We start from the raw sequence: 12366 nt of genomic DNA on the forward strand, positions 1-12366 counted from the left end.
TGTTTTAAATCTTTTTCTAACCATCTTCGGAATAACTAAATGCTACCCAGTTCCAGTTACTCTGTCAATGGTTGCATTTACTTTGACCGCCCACCAACGCCTCCACATCCCTAAAATCTGCAATCAAGATAATAAAGCATTTTTGCTTTTAAGGCTTCGTCAGCAGGGTTTACCAAACACCCTCTGGGGTGTATTTAATTTAAGTGACGAAAATGTTACCAACGAATATATTTTGTGGTAATATGAATGAAAATGCAAATTTTAACTCCCCTTCTATCTTCCCCTCACATTGAGGGGAAGAAAAAGAAGGGCGCTGGAGAAGAAAATGAGAAGAACAACGCAGGCGTATGTAAAGCAGCTAGCGAAAGAAATGAGGAGACATCCTACAAGTGGAGAACAGGAGTTGTGGGATAAAATCCGAAATAAACAGTTGGGAGGGTACCGATTTTTAAGGCAATATGCCATAAGTAGGTATATAGCTGATTTTTATTGCAGCAAAGCGAAAACAGCATTGCTACTTAGAAGACCAGCAAAACCTACATAGACCTTCTTTTCCTTCCCCTCGAAGTGAGGGGAAGATAGATAGGGAGTTTATTAAAAATCTGGATTTGAATAAAACGCCATAATATATTGGCTCTTTTTAACCATTTTTTTTGAATAATTATGCTGTTATGTGAAAAAGGTGCTTCAATTGTAATCCCTATGGCGATTTTCCGAAATGCTGTGTCAGATATAATTTATGCACCCCCCTCTGGCATATAGTTGTAATTTATGCGTCATTTGTATACAATTAATAATTAAGTCTGCAATATCTTTAATATATAAGTGAGGAAGAGTATGAAAAAATTTATATCTGTTATTGTGATAATTATTTTAATTTTATCTTACGGAATATACAGGGCTTTTTTTGATATGAATAATCTGCCTGAAGGTAGACTTATATCCGAAGTACACTCGCCCAATGGGGAATACACTATTAAAGCATATATATCAGATGGTGACGCAACAACTTCCTATGCTGTCAGAGGAGAACTAATATTTAATACCATAAAGAAAAATCCTAAAAATATATATTGGAATTACCGTGAGGATAATGCTAAAATTGAGTGGATTGATAACGATACCGTTATCATCAATGGTCACAAATTAAATGTACCAAATGAAAGGTTTGATTTTAGGAGAAAATAATCTAATTGATGTCATAGCCTCTGATTTCAGCCCTCACACCAATCCATTTTTGCTCAATAATATCCAGCTCCGGTCTGGAAGTATGAACAACATACATTTCCCTTTCACGATGCTTCCTGTGGAGCCTGATATATTCAAGCAATGCCCTGTTATTATCTTCCTGGAATGTGTCAACAACTGTTATATTCTCAATAATCCTTTTGCCGCCCTCAGTGTGTGCCTCGATAGCCTCAATTATTACCCACTGGTTGGGGTATGCCCTTTTTACATCATCCCAGATCATAATATTTACCTCCTTTTGCAACCTCCTCGATTCCATAACTTAAATTATGAAGATATGAAACCCTTTGGAAAAAGCTTTAGATATGGTTTTTGAAAAAGAATTATGTTGTACACGATAAGTAAATATTATCATATTTCATCATTGGATACAATATAGCTAATGTTATATTGTGTCACAAGCTCCGGCTATTGCATACCTCTCTTTTTGCCAAGGTATATTTTCCCCTCCAAAATACAAATACTAAAAAAGGCACAAGAGCTTTATTAAGGAGGTATTGTTATGAAAAAGATTACGGTTGTGACGGCAATAGTAATTTTGGTCTTCACTCTTGGCGGGTGCAGCCCTCAGAATAACGAAAACCAGCAGACAACCACACAGGAGGGAAATGGGCAGCAAACAACCACGCAGGAGCCCCCCGCACAGGGAGCATATAAGGACGGAACCTATGAGGGCGCAGCGGACCCTTGGCAGTATGGTGCCGAAAACGCAACAGTGGAAGTTGCCGACGGCAAAATAAAGAGTATAATTTTAAGAAGGCTTGACACCGACGGAAAGGAAGTTGACTATGAGAACTGGAAGGGCCAGGAGATAGAGGGAAAGCTGTACCCAAACCTCAAGCAGTACAGAATAGACATGGCGGATGCCATGGTGCAGAAGCAAAGCTATGATGTAGACATTATCTCGGGAGCAACAACAAGCTGCAACAACTGGAAAATATCCGTTCAAAAGGCTCTGGAAAAAGCAAAGTAGCAAAGCGTGCAAAGGCAGTCTTAAAACGGCTGTCTTTTGTTTTGCCTATTCCAGCTCGTCCAGCGTCAACGAAAAGCTTGGCAAAAATTTTTCCATGAAATATTTAACCTCCGGCATATCTATTTCCGTTATTGACTTGAGCACAGAAATGCTTGCCTTTTTAAATTCCCCGTTGCCGGCCTTTACCTCCTCAATGCACTTTATATACGCCGAAATTCTGTCGGCGGCCTTTACCAGCCTCCAGCAATCTCCCCCCTGCTCCTCATGAAAGAGAATTGAGGCGTAGTCGGCCTTCAGCTCATCAGGAAGCATTGACACCAGCTTATCCCTTGACACCCTTTCAACCGCCTTATAAGCTGTACTTATTTCAGGATTAAAATATTTGATAGGAGTAGGCAAATCTCCCGTAATTATCTCATTGCAGTCATGAAACATGGCAAGCACCGCCACCCTGTCGGCACTTATATCCCCTCCATAAAAGCGGTTTTTTATAAGTGCAAGCGCATGGGCAACCATAGCTACCTGAAGGCTGTGCTCCTGAATATTTTCAGGCTGCGTGTTTCTCATCAGCCCCCAACGCGTTATATATTTCATTCTTGCGAGAAAAGCAAAAAAATGGAACTTAGTTTTTGACCTTGCCATAAATAATACCTCTGTAAAAGTAATTTCGTGAGACCCTTTGCAGTCTTAAACCCAGTAAATTTCCTCAAAGCAGCTAAGTGCGAAGCCATCTGTCATTCCGGCTATAAAATCTATTGCCTTTTGTTCATCGATTTCGTTTCCGCCGTATCCTATATCATTTATAAAATTGTGAAACTTTCTGTACACCTTAAGCTCACTGTTCTTTATTTTTTCCGGGTCCCCCGCCTTTTTTACAAGATCCTCAAAGAGCCCCTCCATAATATTCTGAGCTGTCTTTTCATATCTTTTTATTTTATCGGCCTTGTAAATCAATCGTACATTTTCATTGATAAGACACTCCAGAGCTTCGCCCTTTTCCCTGCTGAGTGCGATATAGCCCTTTCCGTAGCTGTTTTCAATCAGGTCGCACACCAGGGTATTTATTATTTCTCCATTGGTATAGCCAAGCTCGTTGCATACATCTTTTGAGATATCCTCCATCTCCATGAGTCTTACCCTCACGGCATCCTCAATATCCCTTCCCACATACGCAATTTTATCGACCAGCCTTACAACACAGGCTTCCAAAGTATAAGGCCTTCTGGGCCCGGGCTTTATACGGCTTAAGGAATGCAAATCCTTTTCGCCGTCTCTTTCAAGCCTGTATTCACTGTAGTTTTCTCCACAATGGCAGGCAATTCCGTCCCTTACCTCAAACGTCAGATTAAGCCCGCATTTTTCATTTATTTTTTCTCTGGAAACCCTCGTCGCAAGCCTGTCAACCACCCTTAGGCTATGCAACTCATGCTGAAAAAAGTAATCCGGGTTTATTTTCTTTAAGCATTTATCCAGCACCCTCTCTCCGCTGTGTCCGAAGGGCGCATGGCCTATGTCATGCCCGAGGGCAATGGCATAGGTAAGATCCTGATTGAGGTTAAGCGTCCTCGCTATTGTAACCGCTATTGAGCCCACATGGAGGACATGCTCCATCCGTGTGCATATGTGGTCATTCTTTGCATTTAGGAACACCTGAGTTTTATGCCTTAGCCTCCTGAATTCCATGGAATATAGTATTCTGTTGGAATCCCGCTCAAAATCGGTCCTTACGGGACATTTTTCCTCTTCAAGCACCCTGCCCTTCGACATTGTGCTTCTGGCGGCATAGGGCGAAAACCCTTCCTCCTGCTTTTCCCTTATCTCTCTCCAAACAATAGACATACCAAACCTCTTTTATCTACTATCCACAGCATTTTTTGTACTTTTTGCCGCTGCCGCAGGGACAGGGCTCATTCCTTCCCACCTTGGTACTGACCGCCATTTTTGTTCTCCTGAACTCCGCGGTGATTTCGCTTCTCCTTTGCGGGGACAGCACAGCATCCCACTGCGTCAGATTGTATAGCCAGTCGGCCTTTGCCTCCAGCATGTTAAAATACAGCTTTTCAAAATCTATTTCAATCTTTACGTCAGATTCCTCATTCAACTCCTCGAGATCTATTTCCTCAATCAGGCTTGAGTTGATTCCGTCAAGAAAGCCCGTAAAGGCAACCGAATCCATATTAAAGGTTTGCGCAAGCTCTCCCAGCTTACCGCTGCGTATCTCCTCGTGGCTCTCTAAGATTGCTTCGTAGTTATTCTTTTCCCTTTCAAAATACTCCTTCCAAAAGGCCTCCTGCTCCTTAGGACTCCTTTCATCTTCAGCCAGTTCCTTCCATTCATTGTACAGGCTCATAAATCCGTCTTCTCCTTTATTTTTCATATGCTTAATTTTTCATCTATAAGATTATAACATATTTTTTTATAGAAAGGCTTATTTTTTTAAAATCCATATTTTTCATTTAATATCCTCTGCATTGGCTATAAAAGGCTTTATTAAATTTTTATTAACTCACAGCAATAAATACCCTGTGCAGCGCCTTTTTAATACAGCTATAATGCCCGCATAAGCCTGATTTAGCCGTTCGCAACCTTGACAGCCGTTCTTTAAAATATTTACACAAAAACATGTGCCTGTATGCTTTAACCAGTAATGGTTTGAAAAAGCCTGTCGAATTTGATATTATTGTGTATATTTAATTGAAGACATATTGCTTTAGAGTACAAAACAGACGTGTCTCACATGAAACTTTTTTTGTTTTGGGAGAGTCTTTATATAAGGGTGGTCATAATGAACAGAACAGAAGCTATTCGCGAAGTCAGGCTTCAGAAAAGAAAGAGCTTCGCAGCAAGCGTAAGGAAGTTTTTAGCTGCCTTCTTTATTATGTTTACTATCTTGTGCCTGCTGACTGCCGGTTTTTTGTTCTATGGCCCAGATACAAGGCTTAAGGAGCTTTTTGTAACCACAGCCATGAATACAATGAGCCATCAATACCTGGCAAGGCTTCTTGTCAGTGATGCTGAAATAGCAAGCATAATGGAGAAATACAGGATAATAGACCCTACTGAGGATACAAACCAGGATGAGATTTCTCTCCCTTTAGAGGGCGATGACAGCATAGACGGTATAAAAAAAATAGATATTAAAGGCCCCACATATAAAGGATATCTGCTTATAGTCAAGGACCCCTCAAGGGTGTCTCTGGCTACCACTCCTCAATTAGGGGTAAGAGGCACAAAGGTGGAGGATATAGTAAAGAGCAATAATGCCGTCGCAGGCATAAACGCCGGAGGCTTTGCCGATCTTGACGGTCACGGCACAGGAGGCATTCCTGAGGGAATAATCATTGAGGACGGCAAAATACTGTATTCGGATAATGCTTCCTCGCACTATATAATAGGCTTTAATGAAAAAAATATACTTGTGCTTGGAAAATACGGCAAGGCCAGAATCGAAAGCCTTAAAATAAGGGATGCGGTTTCCTTCCGGCCCTTCCTGATTGTAAACGGCAAGCCCACAATCACTAAGGGAGACGGGGGATGGGGAATAGCTCCCAGAACAGCCATAGGCCAGAGAACAGACGGAGCTGTGCTTCTGCTTACAATAGACGGGAGGCAGATTTCAAGCGTGGGGGCAACGCTTAAGGATGTTCAGGATATCATGGTGGAATACGGTGCCCACAATGCCGCAAACCTTGACGGAGGCTCATCGACTACGCTTGTATATGACGGCAGGCTTATAAACAGCCCCTCCAGCCAGCACGGCCCCAGATATGTGCCCTCAGCCTTTATAGTAAGGTAATGGGACACTCCTCTCCTTTGTCGAGGAATGTCCCATTGTTGGGTGTACCTTTGTTGGGTGTACCTTTGTTGGGTATACGGTTAGCCTCCGAACAGTGCCAGCAGTACGCCTGCGGCAACGGCAGAGCCTATTACTCCCGCAACGTTAGGACCCATTGCATGCATAAGGAGGAAGTTTGAAGGATTGGCCTTCTGTCCCTCTACCTGAGCAACTCTGGCTGCCATCGGTACCGCAGACACTCCGGCGGAGCCGATAAGAGGGTTGATCTTTCCTCCCGACAAAAAGCACATGAGCTTTCCGAGCAGAAGTCCCCCGATTGTACTGAACATGAAGGCCGTCAGCCCTAATGCTATTATCTTTAAGGTTTCAGCTCTTAAAAAGTTCTCGGCAACCGCAGTTGCACCCACAGTAACGCCAAGGAATATTGTAACTATGTTAATCAAAGCGTTCTGTGCAGTGTTAGAAAGCCTGTCAACAACTCCCGACTCTTTGAAAAGGTTCCCCAGCATAAGCATACCTATAAGAGGAGCTACCGACGGAAGAAGCAGTACTGTGATTATGGTTACAACAATAGGGAATACTATTTTTTCAACCTTAGAAACTTCCCTGAGCTGCTCCATTTTTATTTCTCTTTCCTTTTTAGTGGTAATCAGCCTCATAAGAGGGGGCTGAATAACAGGAATCAACGCCATATACGAATAAGCCGCAACGGCTATGGCAGGCAAAAGCTCCGGAGCCAGCCTGGTTGTGAGGTAAATTGCGGTAGGTCCGTCGGCGCCTCCTATAATACCTATGGATGCTGCCTCCTGAGGTGAAAAGCCAAGCGCGATTGCAATAACAAACGCCATATATATTCCAAACTGGGCAGCGGCACCTAAGAACAGGCTTGCAGGCCTTGCTATCAGCGGTCCGAAGTCTGTCATTGCCCCTACTCCCAAAAATATCAGAGAAGGATAAATTCCCTTTTTAACTCCCATATACAAGTAGTACAGCAACCCTCCCGGCTCTGTGGAGCCTTCCGGAGGACCCGCCATAATCCCTGTAAGAGGAAGGTTTGCCAGCAGCATTCCAAAGGCTATGGTCAAAAGCAGAAGAGGCTCGAACTTTTTAACAATTGCCAGGTATATAAGGAGACACGCGACGATAATCATAACAAGCTGCTGCCAGGTCATTGCCGCAAAGCCTGAGGTCTCCCAGATTTTTGATATTGTTTCTCCAAATGAAAAAGACATTATTATATTTCACCTCCACTACTGAAGCACGGCAAGAAGATCACCTGTGACAACAGACGCTCCCTTTGCTGCTGATATTTGAGCAACCACACCATCTTTTGGAGCGGTTATCTCATTTTCCATCTTCATGGCCTCAAGTATAAAAAGCACATCTCCCTTTTTAACCGAAGCTCCTGAACTCACCTTTATATCCAGTATAACACCGGGCATAGGAGCCTTTACAGGCTCTCCCGCCACGCTCTGCTGCACAGCGGCGGCAGCAGGTGCGGCTGCAGGTGCAGCCGGTACAGGCGCTGCCTGTTCAACCGGCTTTGCGGCAACAGCAACTGTCTGGGTAGTCCCTACTACAGTGGCCTGCCCCTTTTCCACCTCAACCTCGTAATTCTTATTGTTAATAGTAACAATATACTTCATTATAAATCAACCCTCCATATCCGTTAAAATAGATATTAATCAAGTGCACTTATTGTTTTAAATTGCAGCTCCGACAACGGAATTTCAGATTGATCGCTTACAATTGCCATAATCATTGCAGCAGTCTTTTCATCAACTCCAAAAAGCTTCAATTCTCCCGAGGACGGCCCCATATCCTGACATACGGTATTAACGGGCTTCTCGGGCTCCTGCCTGCCGGGTGCAGCCTTTGTTTCCTTTGCTCCGGAAATATTGCGGAATATTGCAGATTGGGCCATAACAAGACAGCTTAAAGCAATAAGCACAACAAATACCGTCCCAAGACCAAATACAGAAATACTCAAACTATCGGCTATAGACATAAACACCCTCCTTTAAACCTTCGCAATGGCATAGTTTACCTTCACGGCGGTGCTTTCTTCCCTGTGCTTGAAGAACTTCTCGGCTATCTGAGGGAAAAGTATATAGGAAAGCACATCCTCGTCGTTTTTAGCCATGCCCTTAACCTGCTGTTTTATTTTGTTAAATTCCGGCTCCAAAGTATCCGCAAACCTTCCGGTTATAGGCTTTTCATCTCCTAGAACCTTCTTTACCAGCTCAGCGTCAACCTCACCGGGAGCTTTGCCGTATTCGCCTTTTAAATATGCCTTTACTTCCTTTGATATGCTCTTGTATCTCTCTCCGAGAAGAACATTTGTAGCCGCCTGAACACCTACCATCTGGCTCATGGGCGTTACAAGCGGAGGGTACCCCAGATCCTTTCTTACCCTCGGAGTTTCCTGCAGCACCTCGTCAAGCTTATCCATTGAGTTCTGCTGCTTGAGCTGTGCAATAAGGTTGGACAGCATTCCGCCCGGAACCTGATATACAAGGGCGTCGGTGTCTGTTCCCAATACGAACGAGTCTAAAAGGCCTGAGGAAACATATTTCTCCTTCAGAGGCTTAAAGAAGTCGTTTATATCCTTTAATATTTTTTCATCAAGCGACGTTGCATATCCCATTTGCTTAAAGGAATAGTTTAAAGTCTCTGTTGAAGGCTGAGACGTACCGCCTGAAAATGAGGATATTGCGGTATCAACTCCGTCACACCCTGCCTCTACAGCCTTAAAATAGGTTATAGGGCCTAAGCCTGTGGTTGAATGCGTATGAAGGAAAACAGGTATCTTAACAGTTTCCTTAAGGGTTTTTACAAGGTCATAAGCCTCCTTGGGCCCCATAATGCCCGCCATGTCTTTTATGCAGATGGAATGAACTCCCATCCCTTCAAGCTGCTTCCCAAGCTTTGCATAATTTTCAAGGTTATGAATAGGGCTTAAGGTATATGCTATGGTTCCCTGTGCGTGCCCCTTTCTCTTAATTGTCTCATCAACAGCCACTTCTATGTTCCTGTAGTCGTTTAAGGCATCAAAAATTCTCAGTATATCCATTCCATTTTCTATGGAATGGCTGACGAATTTTCTTACTACATCATCCGAATAATGCTTATAGCCTAAGATGTTCTGGCCCCTTAAAAGCATCTGGAGTTTTGTTTTTTTGAGCTTCGCTTTGATTTTTCTGAGTCTTTCCCATGGATCTTCGTTAAGATATCTCAAGCATGAGTCAAATGTGGCACCACCCCAGCATTCTATGGAATAGTATCCCGCCTTGTCCATGGTTTCAAGAATAGCCTCAAAGTCCTGGAAAGGCATCCTGGTAGCAATAAGAGACTGGTTTGCATCTCTTAACACTGTTTCTGTAATATTTACTTTCACAATCTCACTCCTATCTTTTATATTTTTACTGAAATTAAAATAGGTTATATTAAGCCCGCCGATTTTATAATCAAAAGCATCCGTAAACGTCAAAAACCGGCAAACTTTTTATCGGTTAATACTTAGGGCCCAATCTCGAATTTATACTTCTTATACTTCAAAATTAGTATCTGCAAAAAAGGAATCTTTTTTTACTCTAAATAAAATAAAAATCCTCCCCCATTTTAGCCTTCTACATTATACCACATGTTTAACTGCTAAAAAAGTATAAAATTAAATTATTGCTATATTTTTAACAAGCTTTTTTATGGTTTTACTAGAGCCCACAATGCAAAATAATAATGCCCCGAGCCAATGGACTCCGGGCATTATTATTTTAAATGCTTGCCATATATGCGACGCTTTACTTGTAACTATACTCCTTATCCTTATTTTTTTCAAGCCACTCCTGATAATCCGATACGTCCTTCAAATTTTTCCGCAGCACCTCCCATGCACCCGTCGCATCGGCATCCTTGCTCCAGACAGAGGTTCCGGCCAGATTGTACTTAAGCACCAGAGAGGCCCTCAAATTAATTGAATTTTCATCCTCCAGCCACAGCCTGTGCCTGATATCATTCTTAACATATTCCGCATAAAACTGTCCGCTCTCCTCTTCCCACGATACCTTTGCTTTGTTCTCGTCTATATTCTTTTTAGCGGCAGCCATGAACAGCCCGTTTGAGCTGGAAACCTTAATTTTCCCGCCAGCTCCCTTCTCTTCCTTCCACAGCCGGGTGTAAAACGGAACCCCCAGAATAAGCTTTTCGGCGGGTACCTCCGTTAATGTCTTCTCAAGCTTGCTCTCCACCCATGTAATCTGAGAAACGGAGCCCGCCTTAGGGCTGGTGCTCCAGTGCTGGTCATAGGCCATAAGCATTACATAATCCACTATCTCAGCAAGAGCCTTTCTGTCATAGCAAAGAGAATAATTTTCACTCCCGTCGGGCACGTTTACATCCACAGAAACGGTAAGTCCCTGCTCATGCAGCAGAGGCGTTATTTCTCTTACAAATTGAGTAAGCGCGTCCTTATCCCTTTTATATACATTTTCAAAATCTATATTTATTCCATCCAGCTTATAAAGCGCGGAATACGCCAGTATCTGCCTTATTGCATTATCCCTCGCGTCTGTATCGTTCAGCAGCTTGCTGGTATCCTCAATGCTCTTAAAATCATTGCTTAAAAGAGCCCACACCTTATAGCCCTTATTATGAGCCCATTTTATATACCCTGAATTTACTTTGTTGAGTACCGTACCACTTGCATCCTCTATTTCAAAAAACGTGGGAGAAAGCACGTCCAGTCCCTTTACCTCCTTCATTTTAGATGAAATGGAGGTGTTTTTATAAATTGCATCCCATGCCATATTGATCCTTCCCTTTTCCGGCTTCCATGCCGTGACGGGTTCCTTCTCCTCCGGCAGCTTTGCAGGAGTGGTTTCGGTCAGCTCTACAGAGCTTTTTTCAATATACCCTATAGAGCCGTCAAAGGCCCTTACCTTAAACCATTTTTCATGCTCCTCCAACACCTTTAATTTAAGCTCCTCCGGTGAATCCTTCTCAGTGTCCAGCTTTTTTATGATTGGCTCCCTTCTGGACATCTCTTTCCTTATTACTGTTTTCTTCTTTATAGGAGCTGCAAACTTCTTTTCTCTGCCGGAATAATCTATTATTATCACATTGGCGTTTTTAACATAATCTATATCAATTCTATAAAAATCACTTAAAAATTCTATAGGCACATAGACAGCGCCGTCTATTTTGGTAACAGGCAGGCTGAGTGTTACAGGCTTGTGGTTTACCAGGGCATTCAAGCTGTCGGTTTTCATTCTTATCAGCTTGTCTTTAGTGGTAATTGTAACCTTATCGGCCTTTTCATCCCAATATATATTATTGTCAATGTGTCTTTTAACAGTGTCCACAGGAAGAAGAATTTCTTCATTTACTATCTGAGGCTCCCGGCCTTCGGAGATAAGCCTGTCTTCAATCAAAATATTCAGCCTGCTTCTGTCAAGGGAAGCGATTTCCATATTATTGGGAAGAAAGAAATAGCCCAATATGCCCCCTGCACCTAATAAAAACAGTAAAACGACAAGCCTCGCTCTCGATCTCCATTTCGATTTCGATCTTGTTGTCGATCTCGTTCTCCTTTTCAATTCTGCTCCCCCCTCTGTTTTATACTAATAGCATATCATACAGTTGCCTAAAAAATGATTACGAAAGTGTAAATTCCGCCCGACATAAAGAAAAAAGGCCCTTTAGCCTTTATTTCTCTTCCATATGGCTGTTATCTATTCAAAAACCTTTCGCGGAATATAAGTCTTAAAGGAGTCGAGCATTTTCTTTTGAGGCTCAAACAGAAGCAGTGTCCTTTCACCCTTAAGGTTCAAGGTGGCAAAATAAACATCGGGAGAGCTCATTGAGCCTGCAAGCTCAAGCTTTTTCCTTATGCCCTTCACCTCGTTTGTAAACTTATCACTGCTTACCCTTGCGACTATATCAAAATCCTTGCAGCTTGCACTGAAAACCCTCTTTCTTTTTCTGCGGGATATTATTTTATCTATATCCAGCTCGCCATTTGTGAGAATATACTCAAATTCAATATTTCTTGATGTTATAAGGTAATATACTCCAAAGGCAATACCCGCAAATAAAAATATTGCAAAGCTCTGAATGTAAGGTATCGAAAAAATCACAAGGCTTAAAATCAAGCCCGCAGCAATAATTCCTGCATTAACCAGCACATCCTGAGTATTTTTCTTTTTAGATATTATTTGCTCTATAAACACATCCATTTCATAGCCCTCCCATACTTTAAACAATTGTTTGGAATAAGTCGACTTTAATACGCCGCCGGATAAAAATCGTTAAAATAGATTTTATCATACCCTAACAGTTTAGACAATGTCCC

At 42.4% G+C, this 12366-nt stretch carries 16 protein-coding genes; 6 read left to right on the forward strand and 10 right to left on the reverse strand.

Annotation, left to right across the window (positions count from 1 at the left end):
• The 4 genes from DFR58_RS22270 to DFR58_RS20270 all read left to right on the forward strand — a co-directional run.
• Positions 1-241, forward strand: a 241-nt coding sequence (locus tag DFR58_RS22270) for a hypothetical protein (protein WP_207659299.1), incomplete at its 5' end; no start/stop codon positions are given.
• 5 nt (positions 242-246) lie between these two features.
• Complete coding sequence (locus tag DFR58_RS22445; protein WP_242987750.1) at positions 247-414, forward strand: hypothetical protein; 168 nt, start codon at positions 247-249, stop codon at positions 412-414.
• Entirely contained in the window at positions 371-544 is a 174-nt protein-coding gene (locus DFR58_RS22660) for an endonuclease domain-containing protein (protein WP_423230851.1), read from the forward strand. The genes DFR58_RS22445 and DFR58_RS22660 overlap by 44 nt, the downstream gene beginning before the upstream one ends.
• 293 nt (positions 545-837) lie before the next feature.
• On the forward strand, positions 838-1188 hold the full coding sequence (locus DFR58_RS20270; RefSeq protein ID WP_114300095.1) for a DUF5412 domain-containing protein: 351 nt from the start codon (positions 838-840) through the stop codon (positions 1186-1188).
• Between the two features lies 1 nt (position 1189).
• Here DFR58_RS20270 and DFR58_RS20275 read toward each other — a convergent pair whose 3' ends face one another.
• A complete protein-coding gene (locus tag DFR58_RS20275) occupies positions 1190-1471 on the reverse strand; it encodes a hypothetical protein (protein WP_114300096.1) in 282 nt (93 codons plus the stop codon).
• Between the two features lie 279 nt (positions 1472-1750).
• On the opposite strand from DFR58_RS20275, the gene DFR58_RS20280 reads away from it, so the two are divergent.
• The gene (locus tag DFR58_RS20280) at positions 1751-2221 is read left to right on the forward strand and encodes an FMN-binding protein (protein ID WP_114300097.1); all 471 of its coding nucleotides are present in this window, start codon (positions 1751-1753) and stop codon (positions 2219-2221) included.
• Positions 2222-2266: 45 nt separating this feature from the next.
• On the opposite strand, the gene yfbR is transcribed toward DFR58_RS20280, so the two are convergent.
• From yfbR to DFR58_RS20295, 3 genes are read right to left on the reverse strand one after another with little or no spacing between them, the layout of a single operon-like run.
• A complete protein-coding gene (yfbR, locus tag DFR58_RS20285) occupies positions 2267-2863 on the reverse strand; it encodes a 5'-deoxynucleotidase (protein WP_114300098.1) in 597 nt (198 codons plus the stop codon).
• Positions 2864-2908: 45 nt separating this feature from the next.
• A complete protein-coding gene (locus DFR58_RS20290) occupies positions 2909-4060 on the reverse strand; it encodes an HD domain-containing protein (RefSeq protein WP_242987752.1) in 1152 nt (383 codons plus the stop codon).
• Between the two features lie 19 nt (positions 4061-4079).
• Positions 4080-4571 (reverse strand): SEC-C metal-binding domain-containing protein, encoded by a 492-nt coding sequence (locus DFR58_RS20295; RefSeq protein WP_114300099.1) that lies wholly within the window; start codon positions 4569-4571, stop codon positions 4080-4082.
• A 435-nt stretch (positions 4572-5006) separates the two neighbouring features.
• Here DFR58_RS20295 and DFR58_RS20300 point away from each other — a divergent pair, with 435 nt between their 5' ends.
• Entirely contained in the window at positions 5007-6017 is a 1011-nt protein-coding gene (locus DFR58_RS20300; protein WP_114300100.1) for a phosphodiester glycosidase family protein, read from the forward strand.
• A gap of 80 nt (positions 6018-6097) precedes the next feature.
• Here the strand turns inward: DFR58_RS20300 and DFR58_RS20305 are convergent, their stop codons facing one another.
• From DFR58_RS20305 to DFR58_RS20330, 6 genes are all read right to left on the reverse strand, one after another.
• Positions 6098-7249, reverse strand: coding sequence for a sodium ion-translocating decarboxylase subunit beta (locus tag DFR58_RS20305; protein ID WP_114300101.1), 1152 nt, complete (start codon positions 7247-7249; stop codon positions 6098-6100).
• A gap of 18 nt (positions 7250-7267) precedes the next feature.
• Positions 7268-7663, reverse strand: a complete 396-nt coding sequence (locus DFR58_RS20310) for a biotin/lipoyl-containing protein (RefSeq protein WP_114300102.1) — start codon at positions 7661-7663, stop codon at positions 7268-7270.
• A 35-nt stretch (positions 7664-7698) separates the two neighbouring features.
• The gene (locus DFR58_RS20315; RefSeq protein WP_114300103.1) at positions 7699-8025 is read right to left on the reverse strand and encodes an OadG family protein; all 327 of its coding nucleotides are present in this window, start codon (positions 8023-8025) and stop codon (positions 7699-7701) included.
• A 12-nt stretch (positions 8026-8037) separates the two neighbouring features.
• Positions 8038-9417: a pyruvate carboxylase subunit B gene (locus DFR58_RS20320; protein WP_114300125.1), complete on the reverse strand. Its 1380-nt coding sequence runs from the start codon at positions 9415-9417 to the stop codon at positions 8038-8040.
• Positions 9418-9817: 400 nt separating this feature from the next.
• On the reverse strand, positions 9818-11611 hold the full coding sequence (locus tag DFR58_RS20325; protein ID WP_242987753.1) for a glycosyl hydrolase family 18 protein: 1794 nt from the start codon (positions 11609-11611) through the stop codon (positions 9818-9820).
• A 135-nt stretch (positions 11612-11746) separates the two neighbouring features.
• Positions 11747-12250 (reverse strand): DUF6106 family protein, encoded by a 504-nt coding sequence (locus DFR58_RS20330; RefSeq protein ID WP_114300104.1) that lies wholly within the window; start codon positions 12248-12250, stop codon positions 11747-11749.
• Between the last annotated feature and the right edge of the window lie 116 nt (positions 12251-12366).

This window comes from Anaerobacterium chartisolvens (genome assembly GCF_003337415.1).
Taxonomy (GTDB): Bacteria; Bacillota; Clostridia; order Acetivibrionales; family DSM-27016; genus Anaerobacterium; species Anaerobacterium chartisolvens.

Excerpts from the sequence above, each read along its gene's own strand:
- DFR58_RS20290 (WP_242987752.1), bottom strand. The coding sequence starts at position 4,060 with ATGTCTATTGTTTGGAGAGAGATAAGGGAAAAGCAGGAGGAAGGGTTT.
- DFR58_RS22660 (WP_423230851.1), top strand. The coding sequence starts at position 371 with ATGAGGAGACATCCTACAAGTGGAGAACAGGAGTTGTGGGATAAAATC.
- DFR58_RS20305 (WP_114300101.1), bottom strand. The coding sequence starts at position 7,249 with ATGTCTTTTTCATTTGGAGAAACAATATCAAAAATCTGGGAGACCTCA.
- DFR58_RS20295 (WP_114300099.1), bottom strand. The coding sequence starts at position 4,571 with ATGAGCCTGTACAATGAATGGAAGGAACTGGCTGAAGATGAAAGGAGT.
- DFR58_RS20315 (WP_114300103.1), bottom strand. The coding sequence starts at position 8,025 with ATGTCTATAGCCGATAGTTTGAGTATTTCTGTATTTGGTCTTGGGACG.
- DFR58_RS20330 (WP_114300104.1), bottom strand. The coding sequence starts at position 12,250 with ATGGATGTGTTTATAGAGCAAATAATATCTAAAAAGAAAAATACTCAG.
- DFR58_RS20270 (WP_114300095.1), top strand. The coding sequence starts at position 838 with ATGAAAAAATTTATATCTGTTATTGTGATAATTATTTTAATTTTATCT.
- DFR58_RS20310 (WP_114300102.1), bottom strand. The coding sequence starts at position 7,663 with ATGAAGTATATTGTTACTATTAACAATAAGAATTACGAGGTTGAGGTG.
- DFR58_RS22445 (WP_242987750.1), top strand. The coding sequence starts at position 247 with ATGAAAATGCAAATTTTAACTCCCCTTCTATCTTCCCCTCACATTGAG.
- DFR58_RS20300 (WP_114300100.1), top strand. The coding sequence starts at position 5,007 with ATGAACAGAACAGAAGCTATTCGCGAAGTCAGGCTTCAGAAAAGAAAG.
- DFR58_RS20275 (WP_114300096.1), bottom strand. The coding sequence starts at position 1,471 with ATGATCTGGGATGATGTAAAAAGGGCATACCCCAACCAGTGGGTAATA.
- yfbR (WP_114300098.1), bottom strand. The coding sequence starts at position 2,863 with ATGGCAAGGTCAAAAACTAAGTTCCATTTTTTTGCTTTTCTCGCAAGA.
- DFR58_RS20280 (WP_114300097.1), top strand. The coding sequence starts at position 1,751 with ATGAAAAAGATTACGGTTGTGACGGCAATAGTAATTTTGGTCTTCACT.